The organism is Salirhabdus sp. Marseille-P4669, from assembly GCF_900240405.1.
Lineage (GTDB): Bacteria > Bacillota > Bacilli > Bacillales > Alkalibacillaceae > OEQK01.
Genome location: NZ_OEQK01000006.1, coordinates 17,391 through 37,052, shown reverse-complemented (window position 1 = coordinate 37,052; position 19,662 = coordinate 17,391). Strand labels below are relative to the sequence as shown.

Annotated in this window: 19 protein-coding genes and 1 riboswitch; of the genes, 15 read left to right on the top strand and 4 right to left on the bottom strand. The window is 37.2% G+C overall.

Annotation, left to right across the window (positions count from 1 at the left end; translation table 11 throughout):
• Positions 1-119 precede the first annotated feature (119 nt).
• From C1A05_RS12165 to C1A05_RS12150, 4 genes are all read left to right on the top strand, one after another.
• Positions 120-608, top strand: a complete 489-nt coding sequence (locus C1A05_RS12165) for a cation:proton antiporter regulatory subunit (protein WP_102028513.1) — start codon at positions 120-122, stop codon at positions 606-608.
• Positions 609-614: 6 nt separating this feature from the next.
• Positions 615-1,793, top strand: a complete 1,179-nt coding sequence (locus C1A05_RS12160) for a cation:proton antiporter (RefSeq protein ID WP_102028512.1) — start codon at positions 615-617, stop codon at positions 1,791-1,793.
• 140 nt (positions 1,794-1,933) lie between these two features.
• Positions 1,934-2,125 (top strand): hypothetical protein, encoded by a 192-nt coding sequence (locus C1A05_RS12155; protein WP_102028511.1) that lies wholly within the window; start codon positions 1,934-1,936, stop codon positions 2,123-2,125.
• 414 nt (positions 2,126-2,539) lie between these two features.
• Positions 2,540-3,121 carry a superoxide dismutase family protein gene (locus C1A05_RS12150; RefSeq protein WP_102028510.1) on the top strand — a complete coding sequence of 194 codons (582 nt, stop codon included), beginning with the start codon at positions 2,540-2,542 and terminating at the stop codon, positions 3,119-3,121.
• Between the two features lie 64 nt (positions 3,122-3,185).
• Here the strand turns inward: C1A05_RS12150 and C1A05_RS12145 are convergent, their stop codons facing one another.
• Positions 3,186-4,247, bottom strand: a complete 1,062-nt coding sequence (locus tag C1A05_RS12145; protein ID WP_306373260.1) for a MalY/PatB family protein — start codon at positions 4,245-4,247, stop codon at positions 3,186-3,188.
• A 507-nt stretch (positions 4,248-4,754) separates the two neighbouring features.
• Here C1A05_RS12145 and yugI point away from each other — a divergent pair.
• From yugI to C1A05_RS12125, 4 genes are all read left to right on the top strand, one after another.
• Positions 4,755-5,156, top strand: a complete 402-nt coding sequence (yugI, locus tag C1A05_RS12140) for a S1 domain-containing post-transcriptional regulator GSP13 (RefSeq protein WP_102028509.1) — start codon at positions 4,755-4,757, stop codon at positions 5,154-5,156.
• A gap of 98 nt (positions 5,157-5,254) precedes the next feature.
• Positions 5,255-6,418, top strand: coding sequence for an iron-containing alcohol dehydrogenase (locus C1A05_RS12135; RefSeq protein WP_102028508.1), 1,164 nt, complete (start codon positions 5,255-5,257; stop codon positions 6,416-6,418).
• 133 nt (positions 6,419-6,551) lie between these two features.
• Entirely contained in the window at positions 6,552-7,904 is a 1,353-nt protein-coding gene (locus tag C1A05_RS12130) for a glucose-6-phosphate isomerase (RefSeq protein WP_102028507.1), read from the top strand.
• Positions 7,905-8,043: 139 nt separating this feature from the next.
• Positions 8,044-8,448, top strand: a complete 405-nt coding sequence (locus C1A05_RS12125) for a YugN-like family protein (protein ID WP_102028506.1) — start codon at positions 8,044-8,046, stop codon at positions 8,446-8,448.
• Here the strand turns inward: C1A05_RS12125 and C1A05_RS12120 are convergent.
• The gene (locus C1A05_RS12120) at positions 8,437-9,444 is read right to left on the bottom strand and encodes a potassium channel family protein (RefSeq protein ID WP_102028505.1); all 1,008 of its coding nucleotides are present in this window, start codon (positions 9,442-9,444) and stop codon (positions 8,437-8,439) included. The two genes, C1A05_RS12125 and C1A05_RS12120, sit on opposite strands and share 12 nt — an antisense overlap.
• 126 nt (positions 9,445-9,570) lie before the next feature.
• Between C1A05_RS12120 and C1A05_RS12115 the strand changes: the two genes are divergently transcribed.
• Entirely contained in the window at positions 9,571-10,632 is a 1,062-nt protein-coding gene (locus tag C1A05_RS12115; protein ID WP_102028504.1) for a M20/M25/M40 family metallo-hydrolase, read from the top strand.
• A 63-nt stretch (positions 10,633-10,695) separates the two neighbouring features.
• A riboswitch (FMN riboswitch) is annotated at positions 10,696-10,841 on the top strand.
• Between the two features lie 169 nt (positions 10,842-11,010).
• On the top strand, positions 11,011-11,589 hold the full coding sequence (locus tag C1A05_RS12110; protein WP_102028503.1) for an ECF transporter S component: 579 nt from the start codon (positions 11,011-11,013) through the stop codon (positions 11,587-11,589).
• A 135-nt stretch (positions 11,590-11,724) separates the two neighbouring features.
• On the opposite strand, the gene C1A05_RS12105 is transcribed toward C1A05_RS12110, so the two are convergent.
• On the bottom strand, positions 11,725-12,108 hold the full coding sequence (locus C1A05_RS12105; protein ID WP_102028502.1) for a hotdog fold thioesterase: 384 nt from the start codon (positions 12,106-12,108) through the stop codon (positions 11,725-11,727).
• Positions 12,109-12,416: 308 nt separating this feature from the next.
• Here C1A05_RS12105 and C1A05_RS12100 point away from each other — a divergent pair, with 308 nt between their 5' ends.
• The 4 genes from C1A05_RS12100 to menB are packed head-to-tail and all read left to right on the top strand — an operon-like array spanning position 12,417 to position 17,184.
• Positions 12,417-13,805, top strand: coding sequence for an isochorismate synthase (locus C1A05_RS12100; protein ID WP_102028501.1), 1,389 nt, complete (start codon positions 12,417-12,419; stop codon positions 13,803-13,805).
• Positions 13,802-15,529 carry a 2-succinyl-5-enolpyruvyl-6-hydroxy-3-cyclohexene-1-carboxylic-acid synthase gene (gene menD / locus C1A05_RS12095; RefSeq protein WP_102028500.1) on the top strand — a complete coding sequence of 576 codons (1,728 nt, stop codon included), beginning with the start codon at positions 13,802-13,804 and terminating at the stop codon, positions 15,527-15,529. The genes C1A05_RS12100 and menD overlap by 4 nt, the downstream gene beginning before the upstream one ends.
• Positions 15,530-15,534: 5 nt before the next feature.
• Complete coding sequence (gene menH, locus C1A05_RS12090; RefSeq protein ID WP_102028499.1) at positions 15,535-16,350, top strand: 2-succinyl-6-hydroxy-2,4-cyclohexadiene-1-carboxylate synthase; 816 nt, start codon at positions 15,535-15,537, stop codon at positions 16,348-16,350.
• Positions 16,351-16,365: 15 nt separating this feature from the next.
• Positions 16,366-17,184, top strand: a complete 819-nt coding sequence (gene menB, locus C1A05_RS12085) for a 1,4-dihydroxy-2-naphthoyl-CoA synthase (RefSeq protein ID WP_102028498.1) — start codon at positions 16,366-16,368, stop codon at positions 17,182-17,184.
• 193 nt (positions 17,185-17,377) lie between these two features.
• Here menB and C1A05_RS12080 read toward each other — a convergent pair whose 3' ends face one another.
• Positions 17,378-17,980 carry a YczE/YyaS/YitT family protein gene (locus tag C1A05_RS12080; protein WP_102028497.1) on the bottom strand — a complete coding sequence of 201 codons (603 nt, stop codon included), beginning with the start codon at positions 17,978-17,980 and terminating at the stop codon, positions 17,378-17,380.
• 149 nt (positions 17,981-18,129) lie between these two features.
• Here C1A05_RS12080 and C1A05_RS12075 point away from each other — a divergent pair, with 149 nt between their 5' ends.
• Positions 18,130-19,623, top strand: coding sequence for an o-succinylbenzoate--CoA ligase (locus tag C1A05_RS12075; protein WP_102028496.1), 1,494 nt, complete (start codon positions 18,130-18,132; stop codon positions 19,621-19,623).
• Positions 19,624-19,662 lie beyond the last annotated feature (39 nt).

The following is a 19,662-nucleotide window of genomic DNA, read 5'->3' as shown; positions in this document are numbered from 1 at the left end:
AGAAGCCGGATATTTTTTATGATAAGATGTGAATTGCAATTACCATAAATACTAAATTCACATATTAAACAAGTGCGAATAAATTGCAGTAAAATATCCTTAGAAAGGAATTTGTTACGATGAATATTTCTGTAGCGCCATTGCCCGGAATTGGGCAAAAAATTACGTTTATTACAGCTGAAGAGAGCATGCTTGTATTAGTTGTGCATCATAATGGGAAGCGTGAATTGTACTTCTTTGAGGATGCGGAAAATGATGAAGCAGATTTTGCAATGGACTTAACCGCGGATGAAACACGAGAACTTGGTGCACAATTATTAGGTGCAACATACCAACCGGTTGAGGCTGATAAGATAAAATTGTTTAAAAATCAAATCATAATGGACTGGATCAAATTAAAAGACTCCTCTCCGCTTGTTAATAAATCTTTAGAGGAATCTGACATTCGTCAAAAAACCGGTGCGACCGTAATGGGTATTGTACGTGGTGATGATATTATTGCTGCTCCAGAGCCAAGTACTGTATTACTAGCAGGAGATTTAATTATGACGATGGGGAAGAAAGATCAAGTATCCCTTGTCGAAGCGTTTTGTAAAGGAGAGGAATGATGTCAGTTGTCCATTGAACTCCCAAGCTTACTCATTGCCGGTCTTATCTTATTAGGTATATTCCTACTCGGGTACTTAAGTATAAAGATAAAGATTCCTAGTGTTATTCTTTACATTTTATTCGGTATTGTTTTAGCTGGTGCTTTATCCCACAATGAACTATTACATTTTGCGAGTGAAATTGGTATTGTCTTATTATTCTTTCTCTTAGGGTTAGAGTTTAATTTATCACGATTAGGTGGTATTGCAAAAAAAATCTGGCCTGCGGGATTAATAGATGTCCTCCTGAATTTAGGTGTAGTATTTTTGCTGGGTCTCCTTTTTAATCTTAACTTTTTTACGGCATTTTTAATTGGTGGTATTGTTTATGCTACCAGTTCATCTATAACAGCTAAACAATTACAAGACACAGGCCGAATGGCGAATAGGGAAACAGAATTCATATTAGGATTGCTTATTTTTGAGGACATAGTGGCGCCTATTGTCGTTGCTGTTTTAATGGGATTAAGTGCTGGTGGGGATTTTACTTCTCTTGATTTTCTGTTCTTGTTAGGAAAAATAATAGCCTTAACATTAGGTGCCATTTTCCTAAGCAAAACGTTATTTAGACGATTTGAGAACTTTTTGGATAAAATTGCCGATGAAGATTTTAAAATTGCTTTGTTAATTGGTATTTCATTAGCTTATGGAGGACTTGCGTTATTCCTTGGGCTATCAGAAGTCTTAGGCGCCTTTTTGGCAGGTATGATGTTAGCGGAAATTAATAAAATTGAAAAAGTTGAACATACAGTTGAGCCGGTTAAAAATCTAATGTTGCCTACCTTCTTTATTTATTTTGGAACGACCGTTGAATTTGGTAATGGTGTTCCGATGATAGGTTTTTTAATCACAATTATAATTTGGTCTATTATCGCCAAAGTGTTGGTGGGGGTAATAGGCGGCCGTCTATATGGCCTCTCGAAACGGTTATCTTTAAGAGCTGGTCTATCTATATGTGCTAGGGGAGAGTTTTCTGTAGTTATCGCTAGTATTGCAACCGGGGTCATAAAAGTATTTGCCGGTGTATACATAATTGCATCCGCTTTTATTGGATTGCTTATTTTTGAAAAAGCACCAAAAATAACAAATCTTATCTATGGAAAGCCTCAAAAAAAACCGAAAAAGGATTTAAAGGTCCCAAGTTAATATTTGGCATTTCAATCGTTTAGCTTGGTAAATTACATTTTTCATTAGTATAATAAATATAGAATAATAAAAATCGGCATTTTCCAGGCTGTATTGGTAAGTATAATAATATTTGTAAATCTAATAAGGTGTGATGCATAATGATGGATTTTCTTTACTTTCCAGAGGATAAAACAGATTATATACCTTCCTTGTTTATGATGGCTATTTTTGCGATAGCAGCAATACTTGTTTTTCGTATCATTATTAAAGCTTCTAAAAAAGAGGAAAAACAAATCGAGCAAAAGTATTCGAAGCAAATGCTTACTAGTGAAAAAGATAAGGGTAACTAAATAAGTTAAATGAAATCCAAGCAAATTACAGCATTTTCAATAAAGTGTTGTAACTTGTTTGGATTTTTTTGTTACTTTTGGCTGGAATACTTAGATGATATAAAGCTCTTGCTCGTTTCATTATTGATGAGGCTGCCTATGAACCCGAAACAGGATGAATGAGTAAAAACTGGTCCGCTAGAGGTTGCCTATGAACCCGAAACAGGATGAATGAGTAAAAACCGGTCACATAGGGAGCGTCTAAGAACGCAAACCGGTTGAATATATAAAATATCAGTCACATAGCAATCGGAATTCATCAATCTTTAGAAAGAAAGTGAATCACCCAAATCATATACCTTAGAAGTTGTTTTTCATAAACTGAGTCCTTTTTGGTAAAACTACGTTGGAAGAAGGTGAGAAAGGAAGTTGAATATGATGAAAGTATTAGGATCTTTCCTTCTAAGTATTATTATGTTTCTCACAGCGTGTACCGACAACACGCGATCACCAATGGAAATTACCGTATATAATCCTGATGGAGATTCGGTAGGTACAGCAACACTTTCGGATCAACCAGATGGTGTTAAAGTTGCCTTAAAACTTGCTGGACTCCCTCCAGGAATGCATGGAATCCATATTCATGAATTCCCGAAGTGTGAAGGTCCTGATTTTAAATCTGCAGGTAATCATGTAAATCCAGACTCTAAACTACATGGGCTTATGCACCCAGAAGGCTCCCATTTAGGAGATTTGCCCAATGTAGAGGTTGATGATAAAGGGAAGTTAGAAACAGAAGTAACGGTACAACAGGCTTCGTTAAAGGATGATAAATATTCCTTGTTAAAAGGAGAGGGCACATCACTTGTTATTACGGAAGGACTAGATGATGGAATGACACAACCATCCGGAAATTCTGGAGCGCGAATTGCATGTGGTCAGATCACATTAAAGGAAGACGATAAATCCGAATCCCCGTCCAACCCAATAGATGATGGGCCACAAAAGGAAGAATAAAGGAAAAGCATGCGAACGTATATGCTTCGCATGCTTTTTGTATATATTGACCAGACCTTTTAGCTTATTTCTTCTCTAATGCCTTTAAAATCCGGGTAACACCTTCCTCCAAAATAGGTTTAGGGCAGGCGATATTTATTCGCATAAAGCCTTCCCCATCATCACCGAAAGAGGCTCCATCATTTAATCCAACTTTTGCTTCGGTTTGAAAGAATTGTTTTAAAGCGGTATTATCAAGCTTTAAGTCTCGGCAATCTAACCATAAAAGATACGTACCTTCTGGTTCGATTACCTTTATTTTGTCGGTGTGTTTTTGGAAGCTCTCCATTACATAATTTTTATTATCCTCTAAAATTTGAAGTAAGGAGTTTAACCATTGTTCTCCCTCTAAATACGCTGCCTCCATGGCGATAATCCCATATGTATTTAAACCATGTAAACCTTGGCTTAAAAATTGCTTGTCAATTTTTGCTTTCCACTTTTTATTTGGTGTAATAATGTAGGATGCTTGTAAGCCTGCTAAATTAAACGTTTTAGAAGGAGCCATACACGTCACAATATTTTCCTGAATTTCTTTTTGTAAAGAGCTTATTGGCCTATGTGTATAATTGGAATACGTAAGGTCAGCGTGGATTTCATCGGAAACAATGATTACGTTGTGCTTAGAACATAGCTCAGCCATTTTCCGTAACTCTTCTTCTTCCCAAACCCTTCCCACAGGATTATGTGGACTACATAGGATAAACATAGTGACTTGTTTATCCATTACTTTTTGTTCGAAATCCCGAAAATCAATTGTGTATCTTCCATTATGTAATTGTAAATGGTTTTTCACGACAGTGCGTCCATGTTTTTCGATGGCACCGTAAAACGGAGGATACACTGGAGGCTGAATGAGAATTTTATCTTGTTCCTCTGTTAACGCTTGTACAATCATATGTAAGGATGTAACAACACCAGGACTATAGCTTATCCAATCCGATTCAATCTCCCAATGGTGTCGTTTCTTTAACCATTGCTGGATGGATTGATGCAAGAGATCATCTGTAACGTTATATCCATAAACATTATGTTTCGCCCGTTGTATAATAGCCTCCTCGACTGCAGGTGCTGTGGGGAAGTCCATATCCGCTCCCACATTGGTAGTACCTCTTTATCCTTAAATAAGGCTTCCACTAAATCCCACTTAACAGATCGGGTATTTTTTCGATCTAATTGGTTATGAAAAATTTCGGACATCGTAACCCTCCTTTATTTATATTCTTGTCTTTCATATTACTAAATACTTAGAAAAATTGAAAATTATTTTATCGATTGGATGGATGGGCAAAAAAAAGAGCAAAGCGTATTTTAACGCTTTGCTACACAGGGGGAATACGAGAAAGTCTTAACAGTAATACTATTACCGTTTCCAATAATTTTTAAACATGTAAATCCACTTTTTTATAAAAAAGTGTTCGACAATGTTCTTACGTATGTTTACAGTAGAATAGAAAAAAATATGGGAGAGGGATATCAACCAATTTTAAATAACCTTTTTATATAATACTTTTTTTGCTTGTCACTACTGTTTGTGTTAAAATCATTAAATGCGTATATATAAAAAGAGAAAATAAGTCGGGAGTTGTTCGTTATGGCAGAAAAATTTCAAGTTGGGGACGTTGTAGTAGGAAAAGTTACAGGAATTCAACCTTATGGTGCTTTTGTATCTTTAGATGAGGAAACACAAGGATTGGTTCATATTTCCGAAGTGACCCATGGTTTTGTTAAGGATATTAATGAGCATTTAAATGTTGGGGACGAAGTGAAAGTAAAAGTGTTAAGTGCTAATGAAAGCGAAGGAAAATATTCTCTTTCCATTCGTGCAACAGAAGAAGCACCGAAACAAACAAAGAAACCTTCTAATAAACCAAAAGCTAGTGCAAAAGCTGCGCAAGAAGAATCCACTTCTCCAGCTGGATTTAATACCCTTAAAGATAAGTTAGAGGACTGGATTAAACAATCAAAAGATCGTGAAGAAACATTTCGTAATTAAGTAGGAAGACACAGCCGATTTCGGTTGTGTCTTTCTTTGTAATTTTACCAACTTTAGTTGATAATAAGAATGAAAATCGTTTGGAAAGGAGTATACATATGAAAAATTTTATGTTTTATAATCCAACAAAACTCGTTTTTGGTAAAGGCGAGTTAGAGAAATTACCTACGCTGATCCCTGCCGAAGTTCAGAAAGTTTTAGTTGTTTATGGTGGAGGAAGCATCAAGAAAAATGGAATTTATGAGCAAGTTTTGCAATATTTGAAGTCAAGAAACATCGATGTTTTGGAGCTGTCTGGCGTCGAGCCGAATCCTCGTTTAACAACAGTAATCAAAGGTGCAGATATATGTAAGCAAGAAAACGTTGATTTTCTATTAGCAGTGGGTGGAGGTAGTGTTATTGATTGTACGAAAACAATCAGTGCAGCAGCAAAGTATGATGGAAACCCGTGGGACTTAGTTACAAAAAAAGCAAAACCACAAGAGGTAATCCCATTTGGTACGGTATTGACACTAGCTGCAACTGGGTCAGAAATGAATTCTGGTGCTGTTATTACCAATTGGGAAACAAATGAAAAGCATGGATGGGGTAGCCCCCTACTGTTCCCGCAATTCTCCATATTGGATCCAGAGCATACGTATACCGTTCCGGAAAACCAAACCGTTTATGGGATTGTAGATATGATGTCTCATATTTTAGAACAATATTTCCATCAGGCTACATTGTCTCCTGTGCAAGATCGAATGTGTGAAGGAGTTCTAAAAACAATTATTGAAACAGCACCAAAATTATTGGCAGATTTACATTCATATGATCATCGTGAAACCATTATGTATGCTGGTACCATTGCCTTAAATGGTATGCTGCAAATGGGCTATCGTGGTGATTGGGCAACTCATAATATAGAGCATGCAGTGTCAGCGGTGTATGATATTCCACACGGTGGAGGTCTTGCGATTATCTTCCCAAATTGGATGAAGCATAATGTAGATGTTGATGTTGCGCGTTTTAAGCAATTTGCCATTCGCGTATTTGATATAAGTCCTTCTGGTAAAACGGATAAGGAAATTGCTTTAGAAGGTATTGATGCGTTAATCAACTTCTGGAATTCTATTGGTGCGCCATCAAAGCTTGCCGACTACGAGATTGATGATTCGAAGCTGGATGTAATGGTTGATCGTGCTATGTTAAACGGGCCATTTGGTAACTTTACAAAGCTCGAAAGACAAGACGTCGAAACCATTTTAAAAATGTCCTTATAATTACTCATATGAGCAAAGGTGATTTCAACTGATAGGGAAGAGTTTTTAAATTAGGGTTTCGTCTTCGTGTGTTATAATACAAACGAAAAAAGTAGACAATATTTAACAACATGTAATTAAAGGAGTAAAGCAAATGACACATATTCGTTTTCGCTATGATTATGCTGGGGACTTTTTCGAGGAGCATGAATTAGAGTATATGACAAGTGCAGTGAAAACTGCTCATGGATTACTACATAATCGTAATGGTGCAGGTAATGACTTTTTGGGTTGGTTAGATTTACCAACTAATTACGATAAAGAAGAGTTTCAGCGAATCGAAAAAGCAGCAAAATCGATTCAGCAAAACTCGGATATTTTACTTGTTATTGGTATTGGTGGCTCTTATTTAGGGGCAAGAGCAGCAATGGAGATGTTAAACCATTCCTTCTATAATCTGTTACCAAAAGAACAGCGTAAATATCCTCAAGTGATTTTTGTTGGTAATAATATTAGTGGACCATATGTAAAAGAATTATTTGATTTATTAGAAGGTAAGGACGTTGCGGTAAATGTTATTTCTAAAAGTGGTACCACTACAGAACCAGCGATGGCATTCCGTATTTTTCAAAAATTTATGGTAGATAAGTATGGGAAAGAAGAAGCGAAAAATCGCATTTTTGCTACTACAGATAAGGAAAAAGGTGCTTTAAAACAATTAGCAACGAACGAAGAATACGAAACCTTTGTTATTCCAGATGATGTAGGTGGTCGTTATTCTGTTTTAACAGCAGTAGGTTTGCTGCCTATTGCAGTTACAGGTGTAGATATTAAAGCGATTATGGAAGGTGCTCAAAAAGCAGAGCAAGAATTAAGCACAGATTCCTTAATGGAAAATCCTGCTTATCAATATGCTGCGATTCGTAACATCTTATATCGTAAAGGTAAAACGATCGAGCTTTTAGTAAATTACGAGCCAGGATTGCAATATTTCGCTGAGTGGTGGAAGCAATTGTTTGGGGAAAGTGAAGGGAAAGACCAAAAAGGTATCTTCCCTGCATCTGTTAATTTCTCAACTGATTTGCATTCTCTAGGCCAATATATTCAAGATGGATACAAGCAAATGTTTGAGACCGTATTACAGGTGCAAAAGCCGAAAGAAGATCTAGAAATGATTGAAGATGAAAAGAACTTAGATGGTCTCAATTATTTAGTCGGTAAAACATTTAATGACGTCAATCAAAAAGCATTTGAAGGGACATTACTAGCACATACAGATGGTCAAGTGCCGAATCTAATCGTAGAGGTTCCTCAATTAGATGCATATACATTTGGATATTTGGTTTATTTCTTTGAAAAAGCATGTGCAATTAGTGGTTACTTACTTGGTGTGAATCCTTTCGATCAACCAGGAGTGGAAGCATATAAGAAAAACATGTTTGCCCTTTTAGGTAAACCAGGTTATGAAAAGGAAAAAGAAGAGCTAGAGAAACGATTTAAAGCATAATTCTTGATGGAAGGACTTTGTTGATGAGACAAAGTCCTTCCATTTTTCCTTTTTTCCGGTAATGGGGATAAGTTTTGACGCTCATGTGAAAATAAGAGGAGGATACAATAATCCTAAAAGAGAAAAAAAGGAGTTCAATATGAAACCGATTGAATCAGCAATTGAAAATCAAATTTATCGATTACATGATTTAGAATTGAAATTAAAATCACTTGGCTTTGTGATCGGAAGTAATTGGGAATATGACCATGGATACTTCGATTATCAAATGACCAATGATGGAACGTATTACTTTTTACGTATTCCATTTCGCACAGAAATAGGGCAATTAGATGAGCCAGGGGCACAAGTACGAATGGGGGCGCCGTTCATCTTAGGTCACCAATACGAAAGTGGAACAGATGAGGAAGCAGTGATTGGGAACTTCACTGCAAGTATCAATCAGTTCCAAGCTCCAAAAGATCCAGATACAAATGTTCCTAATGAATATGTGGAGAAAGGGAATGAAATCATTAAAAGAGTGGAAGGTGCTTTACTTACGTAACGGTGTGAGTACAATTAAATGATCATCTTCTTGGAGTTTTATTTGAGAAGGAGGATTGATCATAATCTTTCCTTCTCGAATAATCCCAATTAATAATTCGTTTTGTTTTCCATAAATCGTACAACATTCTACAAACGAGGTACCAATTAAAGTATTTGGTAATACATATTCATTATATTGTTGACTTTCAAGCTGTTTTACTATTGCATCAAAGGGCTTTATCGGTTCAGAACGATACATTTCATGAAAAAATAATGTGCTCATAAAATCATTCGATCGTATTACCGTATTAGCTCCTGCTCGTTTGGCGTTTGCGATTTGATCACTTGTTAAAATTTCAGTAACGATTGATATTTTAGGATTTAAGCCCCTTGCCGCAACAGTCATTAAAATGGCTAATTGATCAGCTTGTCTTTCGGATTTTGATTGATCGGCTGTAATTACAATACACTTCGCTTTTTGGATATTTGCTTTTTGTAATGTTTCATCGTGGGACGCGTCTCCTCTAATAAAATGGAAATGGTAATTTTTTTTTCGTGGAGATTCTCTTAGTGTATTATCGATTAAGACGACGTCATCGTTTGGAACCAAGTCTTTAATCATTTTAATTAGTTGCTTAGTTCTTTCATTCCATCCAACTAAAATAATATGGTCGCATTCCTTAAATGCTGTCTTTCCTTGTTCTAGCTCCTTCTCCCGTCGAACAGTTTCTGTTGATATAGTAACCATATAGTAGGTTAACACCCCGCCACCAGTTAAAATCATTAAAATACCGATTAGTTTTCCGATTGTTGATATCGGTACGAAATCCCCGTAGCCTACAGTGGATCCGGTTACAAATGCCCACCAAATGCCATCGAAAATGGTAGGGAATTGCTTTGGCTCTATAAAATGAATGATAGTCCCAAAAAATAACATAGCAACGAGAACAGTAATTAATAATCGTAATAGTAGAGGTAATTGAAAATACCTCCGCCAAAGTAATCGTAAGATCATGAAATAGGCCTCAACTTTCTGTTAAAGATCGAAAACATAGTATTAGTTTGTACAAGAAAACAAGTAATATATTAAAAAATTTGGTATGATGAAAAATATTGTAACTTCAATTGAGGAGGACTTTTTATGGATCAAAGCAGTCAAAAATTTTTACTCGAATTATTATCAACCCCTTCCCCATCTAGTATGGAAATGGAAATTCAAAAGAAATGGATGGAGTATGTAAAGCCTTATGCTGATGAAATTCGTACGGATAATGCAGGCAATGTTATTGGCGTGTTAAATCCTGAGGCGGAATTTAAAGTGTTATTAGCTGGGCATTGTGATGAAATTGCTTTTGTTATAACCAAAATTGAGGAAGATGGATTTTTACGCTTTAGTAAAATGGGCGGGATCAGTCCAAAGGTTGCAGTAGGCATGAAAGTGATTGTATTGGGTGAAAACAAAACGTTCACCGGTGTAATTGGAGCAAATGCAGAGCATCACGGCGGTGTAAAAGAAAAATTAGAATTTGAGGATTTATACATAGATTGTGGTGCGAAGTCGAAAGCGGAGCTAGAAGACTTTGTACAAATTGGGGACCTTGCAGTATATAAAAGAGAACCGGAATTACTAATGGATCGATATCTTTCCGGACGTGGTCTTGATAATCGTACAGGTGCCTTTATGGTAGCTGAGGTATTAAGAATACTATCGGAGAAAAACATTAATGTTGGCGTGTATGCAGCTAGTACAGTAAACGAAGAAACAAATTTGGGAGGGGCATATTTTGCAGCATCAGGTGTAAATCCAACTATGGCAATTGCTTGTGATGTTACATTTGCAACCGATTATCCAGGTGTTGACAAAGCGAAGCATGGGGACATCCGATTAGAAAAAGGACCTGTTTTAGCAAAAGGGGCACCAATTAACCGCAAAATTAATAAAATGCTCCAGAACGCTGCGAAGCAATTGAATATTGATGTTCAATATGAACTAACACCTAGACAAACTGGCACAGACGCAGATAAAATGCGATATACTGGTACGGGTGTGCCTGTAGCACTAGTTTCCCTGCCGTTACGATACATGCATTCCCCTGTGGAAACAGCGAGTATAAAAGACATGGATGAGGAAATTGCATTATTAGTTAAAATGATTGAGAATTTAACAGGAAGTGAATCGTTAAATCCGCTAGAAAATGAATAATTTGAGCAAAACAATATACACTTAATTAGATTTGATTTATAATAGGAGTATAATTTAATACGATTCCATCTTCGGGGCAGGGTGCAATTCCCGACCGACGGTGATAAACGTACATGTACGTTTTAAGTCCGTGACCTAATAGGTATCTATTAGCTGACCTGGTGCGAGTCCAGGACCGACAGTTAAAGTCTGGATGGGAGAAGATGCGAAGCGAAGTATCCTTTTGTCGAATGGAATCGGCAAAAAATGCTTTTATTTGCCTATGATCTTAAACCTTAAAGCCCCTATAAGCTTTAGGGTTTTTTGTTTTTAGAAGGCAGACGCTTCCCTTCATCGAGATGTGAATCGAACTATAATAGATGGAGGAGGAGATGAATAATGAATTCATCACGCAAAAGTTTAAAACTAGTTATTTTAGCAATTTTATCCACTATTTCGTTTTTATTAATGTTTCTTAATTTCCCACTTCCTTTTTTACCGCCTTATTTAAAAATTGATTTTAGTGACGTACCTGCCATTATGGCTACTTTTATTTTTTCACCAATTGCGGGTATTATTGTAGAGGGATTGAAAAACGGATTACATCTTATTTATACAGGCGTTAGTGATCCTATTGGAGTAGCTGCTAATTTTCTAGCTGGAGTTATGTTTGTTGTTCCGGTGGGTATTCTTTATCACAAATTTAAAACAGTGAAGAGTGTGGTATCTGGCTTAATTGCAAGTACAGTTGTTATGGCAATTGGAATGTCCGTATTGAACTATTTCGTTGTGTTACCTGCTTATGCTTGGTTTGTGGAAGCACCAGATATGGCGCTCCCAGCAGTGAAGCTATCAACTGTATTTATAGGTATATTACCGTTTAATGCGATTAAAGGAATAGTAGTTGCCTTATTACTTGTTCCTTTATTTATAAAGCTAAAACCATGGATTGAGAAAAAACGGCTAAGTTTAAATTAATTAGATAAAAAAGACGGTACTTCGTTATGGAGTACCGTCTTTTTATTTGTAGAAACGGAGAATAATTATTTGCAATTCGCCAGCGTTCGACAAATTTCGGGTGGTGCCAGGCACCCCCATATACAGGCACCCCTCTTACTTCTTTTTCACAACTCCGATTGTGCAGCGGGAGATGGAGATGAGTTCTCCTTGTTCGTCGATGATTTTGATTTCCCAGACCATTGTTGTTCGACCGACATGAGCTGGGGTTGCAATTCCTTTTACGATTCCATCTCGCTTGCTTTTAATATGATTTGCGTTGATTTCAATTCCGAAAACATTATATTCTGTTTGGTCTACATGAAGAAAAGCTCCTATACTAGCTGCAGTTTCAGCAAGGGCTACACTTGCACCACCATGCAAGTATCCCATCGGTTGATGCGTCTTTGGGCCAACTGGCATCGTTAGTATTACTTTTTCAGCTGATAATTCTTCTACTTCAATCCCCAGTGCGGCCATTAACGTATTTGAAAGATCCATATGTATTCCTCCCATTTTGTTTATGGAATAATTATACAACAGCGTTATATTTTATAAAAATAACTTCTCTCCCTGCCTGGATAACAATACTTACTTCAGGCATGTCTAAGGTCGCTTTCTCAATAGTTCTAGGTAATAATGGAAGTGTTTAGAAATGGTGGTAAGGATATTTGCTTGAGCATAAACGAAAAAGGTACTAAAATAAAGATTGGTGCTTAGCATTTTTACGGAAATGGCATAGTATGTTTTTTTAATGATACAATTTTTTATAGATTGAAAACTTGTCTTCCTTTTGGGGGTAAAGAATAATGATTAACACGAAGCAAAAACCTATAGAAGAATCGTTAGTGAGAGCATTTCAAAAGCTTAACGCTAAATATTCTAATTCCTTATATAGTTATACAGAAAAGATAAATCTGACTAATGATCCCATCGCTATTTTTGCAAACATAGCTCCTTATAAAGGGACTCGTTTCTTTTGGACAACACCTGATGATCGTTTATGTTTAATAGGTGCAGGTGCAGTTGAATGTATAAAGGATGAAGCAGATGCATATATCTCAATTGAAAAACAATGGGATGCACTACTTCAAAACGGGTATGTAGATAATCCATATAAATTGCCTGGTACAGGTCCTTTATTACTTGGAGGCTTTTCCTTTAATCCAAATGAAGTGAGCAGGGAGTGGCGTAATTTTGGAAAGCAGCGAATGGTTGTACCAGAATTTCTCCTAGCTATTCGTGGAGATGAAGCCTATCTGACTTATACAACAAAACTAGAAGAGTCTTCCTCAATGCTTACGTATGTGAACAAATTAGATGCATTCAAAAATACATTAGCTAAACAACGTCCAAGTTTTACACAGGCTTCCATCATTAAGAAAGAAGCGGTACTTCAGGACGAATGGAAAGAAACGATTCGTAAAGCGACCTCATTGATTCGTGAAAATACATTTTCAAAGGTTGTATTAGCCCGTGAACTAAAGGTGAAGTTTGATCGTGAAGTTAGTATACCTACTGTTTTGCTTCAATTAAGAGAACAGCAAAAACATAGCTATTTATTTGCGATTGAAAGTGGAGATGACTGTTTCCTAGGAGCAACTCCAGAGCGTTTAGTGAAAGTAGAAGCAAATGAATTATTGTCTACTTGTCTTGCAGGAACGGCACCTCGAGGAGAAACAATGGCTGAGGATGAGGAAATCGGAAATCAACTATTAACCGATGAAAAAAACCGTGAAGAACACGCTTTTGTTGTTCGTATGATTCAAGAAGCAATTGAAGGATGTTGTGATGAAGTAACGGTACCAGATTCACCTGTTCTATATCAATTGAAAAACCTACAGCATTTATATACACCAGTGAAGGGTAAGCTAGCTCCTGAATATTCCATTTTGGACGTAGTAGAGCGACTGCATCCAACTCCAGCAATGGGTGGTGTACCACGAGAAAAAGCCCTTCAATTTATCCAGGATGAAGAGGCGCTTAAACGTGGCTGGTATGCTGCTCCAATAGGCTGGGTAGATGCTAGCGGTAATGGTGAATTTGCAGTTGCGATTCGTTCAGGATTAGTCAAAGGAAAAGATGCTTCCTTATTTGCGGGCTGTGGAATCGTTAAAGATTCTGATCCAGAAGCAGAATATGCAGAAACGGAAATGAAATTTAAACCGATGCTACACGCACTAGGGGGAGAATCATGAATCATACAGAACATTTAACTTACTATGTAGCTAATTTCGTAGATGAATTAGTGAAATGTGGTATTGAGGATGTAGTCATTTCACCAGGATCTCGTTCTACTCCTCTTGCCTTAACTTTTGCTGAGCATAGTAAAATTCAACATTGGGTAAATTTAGATGAGCGTTCTGCAGCATTTTTTGCCCTTGGAATGGCAAAGGAGCAACAGAAAGCTGTTGCATTACTATGTACGTCAGGTACGGCAGCTGCTAATTATTTTCCAGCAATAGTAGAGGCTCATTTGAGTCAGGTGCCTTTGGTAGTCTTAACTGCAGATCGGCCTCAGGAACTACGAGATGTTGGTGCTCCCCAGGCGATTGATCAAATTAAAATGTACGGTAGCTTTGTGAAATGGTATCACGAAATGGCTATGCCTGAGGCAGAAAATCAAATGCTTTCCTACGTTCGTAGTATCGCTGCTCGTGCTGTGTTTGAAGCGAAAAACCAAAATGCAGGTCCGGTTCATTTGAATTTTCCATTCCGAGAGCCGCTTGTTCCAGACTTCACTTTACCAGACCTTTGGCAGGATTCAATTAGTGGCTATCACTCCTATTATCCTGGCAATAAGGTTGTTTCAAATGTACAAGTGGAAGCCATAATTGAACAGCTAGAAAATAAGAAAAAAGGATTAATTATTTGTGGACCACAAATGGATCCAACCTTTAGGGATTCTATTTTTCTACTTGCAAGCAAATGGAACATTCCCGTATTAGCAGACCCTTTGTCACAGCTTCGCGCAGGTGAACATGATAAATCTTTGTTAATTGAAGGATATGATTCCATTTTAAAAAGTAAAAAGGTAAGAGACAAGGTAAAGCCAGATTTTATCATTCGATTTGGAGCAATGCCAGTGTCGAAGCCTTATCTATTTTTTTTGAAGGAGAATCGTGGCGTTCCCCATTTTGTCATCGAACCAGATGCGGGACATCGTGAGCCTACGATGACAAAAACACAATTTGTGTATTGTGACCCACATGAATTTTGTCATCGGTTCGCGAACTATCCTATGCAAATGGAACAAAGTTGGACATCCTTATGGGTTACTATGAACGAGATAGTTCGAAAACAATGGGAAAATGTTTCTCCAACGCTGACAGAAGGACATGCTGTAACCATTATGCAACGAGCAATGGATAACGATCACATTTTATTTACTGGGAATAGTATGCCCGTACGTGATGTAGATACCTTCTTTATGTCGACGAATAAAGATATTAAAGTGTTTGGGAACCGTGGTGCCAATGGAATTGATGGTATTGTATCCACAGCAATCGGAACAGCATCCCATGGTAGGAAAGTAACGCTACTTATTGGGGACCTGTCCTTTTACCATGATTTGAATGGTTTACTTGTCGCCAACCAATACAATATTGATATAACAGTTGTTCTTATAAACAACAATGGTGGAGGAATTTTTTCTTTTCTACCACAAGCGGAGGATAAAAGCCATTTTGAAGTATTGTTTGGGACCCCGTTGAACCTATCCTTTGAGAAGGTGGTTGACATGTATGGAGGGCATTACGCGAATATTACTTCTTGGGAGCACTTTGAAAAAGAGTTAAAACAGGCCTATCAAACTGGTGGTATTCATGTGTTAGAAATAAACACCAATCGGAATGAAAATGTAATTTGGCATCGGGAAGAATGGGCAATAATTGAACAAAATATAGTAACTTTATTAGGGTGATCCACATGTTTGTGAAAGTAAACAATAATGATTATTGGACAGAACAAGCAGGTAAAGGGTCACCTTTACTGCTTTTACATGGTTTTACGGGCACGTCACATACCTGGGATGCGTGTAAAGAAGAATGGGCAAAGCATTTTCATGTGCTTTCTATTGATCTACCTGGACATGGAAAAACGGAGGTACATACACCATACACGATGGAGTCTGTTTGTCGTGATATTGCCTCTATTTTAACGGCATTAGGATTGGATAAAGCACATGTGTTAGGATACTCTATGGGTGGTAGAACAGCTTTATCCTTTGCATGCTTATATCCGAATCTTGTCTCTACCTTAATATTAGAAAGCTCCTCTCCAGGCTTAAAAGTAAAAAAAGAGCGGGAGGAACGAGTGAAGCATGATACAAAATTGGCTGATTTTCTAGAGAAGGAAGGAATTCGCGCCTTCGTAGAATATTGGGAAAGCATTCCTTTATTTCAAACACAAAAGAATTTGGCAACGGAAAAACAAGAACAAATTCGTATGGAGCGTCTCAGTCATACTGACAAAGGCTTAGCCGATTCATTACGGTATATGGGAACTGGTATGCAGCCCTCATGGTGGCATCATTTACATAACTTGCAAGTTCCTATTCTCTTAATCGTTGGGGAGTACGATCAAAAGTTTATGAACCTCAATCAACAAATGCTGAAAAAGTTTAACAATGCCAAATTGTGCATTGTTGAAAAGACTGGACATGCAGTTCATGTGGAAGAATCTCAAAAGTTTGGTAAAATAGTTAGTGACTTCATTTTAAATGAGGAAAAACATAAATGTTAGTAAGGAGGATTACATATGGCAGTAGAATGGACTACGGAACGCACCTATGATGAGATACTATATGAATCTTATAATGGAATTGCTAAGATTACGATTAATCGACCTGAAGTTCACAATGCCTTTACACCGCATACAGTGCAAGAACTAATTGATGCATTTACTCGTGCTCGTGACAATTCGAATATTGGAGTAATTGTTTTAGCTGGTGCTGGCGATAAAGCATTTTGTTCAGGTGGAGACCAAAAAGTAAGAGGTCACGGTGGATACGTAGGAGACGATCATATTCCGAGACTAAATGTATTAGATCTCCAACGTTTAATTCGTGTTATGCCGAAGCCAGTAGTTGCAATGGTGTCTGGTTATGCAATAGGTGGAGGTCATGTATTACATGTTGTATGTGACCTGACGATTGCTGCAGATAACGCTATTTTTGGACAAACTGGTCCTAAGGTAGGAAGCTTTGATGCAGGCTATGGTGCAGGCTATCTAGCTCGTATTGTTGGACATAAAAAAGCTCGTGAAATCTGGTATCTATGCCGTCAATACAATGCTCAGGAAGCATTAGACATGGGATTAGTAAATACTGTAGTACCGCTTGAAAAGCTAGAAGAAGAAACGATTCAATGGTGTGAGGAAATGCTAGAAAAATCGCCAACAGCACTACGTTTCTTGAAAGCATCCTTCAATGCAGATACGGATGGCTTAGCAGGATTGCAACAACTTGGTGGAGATGCGACACTTCTTTATTACACAACAGATGAAGCGAAAGAAGGAAGAGATGCGTTTAAAGAAAAGCGTAAGCCAGACTTTAAACAATTCCCGCGTTTCCCTTAATGACGATAAAAATACCCTTATCACTTATGCGATAAGGGTATTTTTTATGAAGTTTTGATGGAATTATATGATGTTTTATTAGAAAAAGCGCAGGATGTTGTATGAATCCTAATAGATACTGTTGAATAATGCCACCATATCCTAAGAAAGCCACGGTAAAAAGATAAACTTAAATATAAATTTCAAAAAAGTACTAGTTATCCTTATAAATGATCCCTTCAACCTTAGGATAGAAAAACTGCACAATTGGTCCAATGAAAATCGTAATAACGATAGTACCAAATCCAATTGGACCTTTTACAAGCAAGGCAAAGATAAAGGCAATAACTTCCCCGACTGTTTTAGCTAATCCTAACTTCATATGAAACCTCGTATGTAAAGCGATCATCAAATTATCTACTGGATTAGGGGCAAACTTTGCTTGCAGGTATATAGTAACCCCTAATGCTAATACACACATGCCTAAAAGAAACAAACTAACTTGAAAAACCAAGGAATCCATTTGGAATGATTTAAATACAAATAACCATCCATCCACATATAAGCCTACTATGACAATTGTAAATAAGGCATATAAGTCTGGTTTTCGTTTCATCAGAACGGCATTAATCACAATTAAAATAACACCAATAATAATAACCCAAGACCCAACCGTAAAGGCATACTTGGATAGTCCGACATTTAAAGCATCCCATGCGCCAACGCCAACATTTGCTTTTATGGTTAGTGTTACTCCAAGAGACATTATCATCAAACCAAATATGTAACATATCACGCGCTTCGTTGTTAATCCCATTACACAGCTCCTTTGTAGGATAGTCTATATTGATAATTGATTAAGAATCCGCTTTAAGACCAAATTATTGCTACAATAAATTGGATACTATACCATTATAAAAAGGATAGATACATTATGCCATCACTATTTGCATCGGAGGTGTTTTTATGACTGTCATACCACATTGGTTAGAAAAAAGAGCTTTTTTAACACCACATAGAACAGCTATTCAGTTGATTGATAGAACGAAAATTACGTTTCAACAATTAAGAGAAGATGCTATTTGCTTTGCAAGTCAATTATATCGTTTAGGGATACGAAAAGGGGAACACATTTCTCTTTTATCGAAAAATAGTTATGAAATGGTTGTAGCCATTCATGCACTTAGCTATCTTCAAGCAAAGGTGATTTTATTAAATACCCGATTAACTCCTTCTGAATTACGTTTTCAATATGAAGATTCGGAAAGCACAAGTATTATTTATCAAGATAAATTGGCGGAGAAGGTAAAAGAAATCCTTCCGTTGACAAAAGATAAATATTTTTCGTTCGGGACGGTTCGTAAACAAACTCCAGAAAATTTTGAGCTTCCAATTGAAATGGATTTGGATGATGTTTTTACGATTATGTATACATCTGGGACTACTGGCTTCCCAAAAGGTGTACAGCAAACGTATGGCAATCATTTCTGGAGTGCTACGTCATCAGCACTAAACTTAGGCTTACATGAAGAGGATCGATGGTTAGCAGCATTACCGTTATTTCATGTTAGTGGATTATCTATTTTAGTGAAAAGTGTCATTTATGGGATGCCAGTACATTTACATACCGGCTTTTCTCTAGAGGATGTTCAAAGGGAGCTTATGAACGAAGGAATCACCATTATGTCTGTAGTTTCTGTTACTTTGGAATCCTTAGTACGAGATTTAGGTAATGAACGGTATCCTAGTTCACTACGGTGTATGCTTCTTGGCGGTGGACCAGCGCCTCAATCGTTATTAGAAGCCTGTAAAGAAAAGGGGATACCGGTTTTTCAGTCATATGGGATGACGGAAACATCTTCCCAAATTGTTACGTTAAGTGCTGAAGACGCATTAACTAAGCTTGGTTCGGCAGGGAAAGCATTATTTCCAGCGCAATTAAAAATTATAAAAGACAAGAAACAAGCGAATGTCGATGAGGTTGGGGAAATTGTCGTAAAAGGTCCAATGGTAACTAAAGGCTATTATAAACGTCCCGATGCGAATGCCTCTACATTTGAGGATGGCTGGCTTCATACTGGTGACCTTGGGTATGTTGATCGTGATGGTTATTTATATGTTCTGGATCGACGAAAAGATTTAATTATTTCGGGTGGTGAAAATGTATATCCAGCTGAAATTGAATCTGCCTTGAAGGGAATGGAGGGAGTTTTGGATGCTGGTGTAGTAGGAGTTAAGGATGAGAGATGGGGACAGGCACCGGTTGCCTTCATCGTAACAAACGATAAAGCTCGAGTAACAGAGGTCTTTTTACAGGAATATTTAACAAAGCACTTAGCTAGATATAAATTACCGAAAGCGTATTATTTTGTAGATTCACTCCCTCGAAATGCTGCCAAAAAGTTATTACGACGTACTTTAATGGATTGGGTAGAGAAGGGGAACAGAAGAGAAGATTAAAAAGGGACCTATTAGATGGAAAATATAACAATTGCAATG

Bases quoted from the DNA above. Each gene is read 5' to 3' on its own strand.
- C1A05_RS12165 (WP_102028513.1), top strand. From the start codon at position 120: ATGAATATTTCTGTAGCGCCATTGCCCGGAATTGGGCAAAAAATTACG.
- C1A05_RS12155 (WP_102028511.1), top strand. From the start codon at position 1,934: ATGATGGATTTTCTTTACTTTCCAGAGGATAAAACAGATTATATACCT.
- C1A05_RS12150 (WP_102028510.1), top strand. From the start codon at position 2,540: ATGATGAAAGTATTAGGATCTTTCCTTCTAAGTATTATTATGTTTCTC.
- C1A05_RS12145 (WP_306373260.1), bottom strand. From the start codon at position 4,247: ATGGACTTCCCCACAGCACCTGCAGTCGAGGAGGCTATTATACAACGG.
- yugI (WP_102028509.1), top strand. From the start codon at position 4,755: ATGGCAGAAAAATTTCAAGTTGGGGACGTTGTAGTAGGAAAAGTTACA.
- C1A05_RS12135 (WP_102028508.1), top strand. From the start codon at position 5,255: ATGAAAAATTTTATGTTTTATAATCCAACAAAACTCGTTTTTGGTAAA.
- C1A05_RS12130 (WP_102028507.1), top strand. From the start codon at position 6,552: ATGACACATATTCGTTTTCGCTATGATTATGCTGGGGACTTTTTCGAG.
- C1A05_RS12125 (WP_102028506.1), top strand. From the start codon at position 8,044: ATGAAACCGATTGAATCAGCAATTGAAAATCAAATTTATCGATTACAT.
- C1A05_RS12120 (WP_102028505.1), bottom strand. From the start codon at position 9,444: ATGATCTTACGATTACTTTGGCGGAGGTATTTTCAATTACCTCTACTA.
- C1A05_RS12115 (WP_102028504.1), top strand. From the start codon at position 9,571: ATGGATCAAAGCAGTCAAAAATTTTTACTCGAATTATTATCAACCCCT.
- C1A05_RS12110 (WP_102028503.1), top strand. From the start codon at position 11,011: ATGAATTCATCACGCAAAAGTTTAAAACTAGTTATTTTAGCAATTTTA.
- C1A05_RS12105 (WP_102028502.1), bottom strand. From the start codon at position 12,108: ATGGATCTTTCAAATACGTTAATGGCCGCACTGGGGATTGAAGTAGAA.
- C1A05_RS12100 (WP_102028501.1), top strand. From the start codon at position 12,417: ATGATTAACACGAAGCAAAAACCTATAGAAGAATCGTTAGTGAGAGCA.
- menD (WP_102028500.1), top strand. From the start codon at position 13,802: ATGAATCATACAGAACATTTAACTTACTATGTAGCTAATTTCGTAGAT.
- menH (WP_102028499.1), top strand. From the start codon at position 15,535: ATGTTTGTGAAAGTAAACAATAATGATTATTGGACAGAACAAGCAGGT.
- menB (WP_102028498.1), top strand. From the start codon at position 16,366: ATGGCAGTAGAATGGACTACGGAACGCACCTATGATGAGATACTATAT.
- C1A05_RS12080 (WP_102028497.1), bottom strand. From the start codon at position 17,980: ATGGGATTAACAACGAAGCGCGTGATATGTTACATATTTGGTTTGATG.
- C1A05_RS12075 (WP_102028496.1), top strand. From the start codon at position 18,130: ATGACTGTCATACCACATTGGTTAGAAAAAAGAGCTTTTTTAACACCA.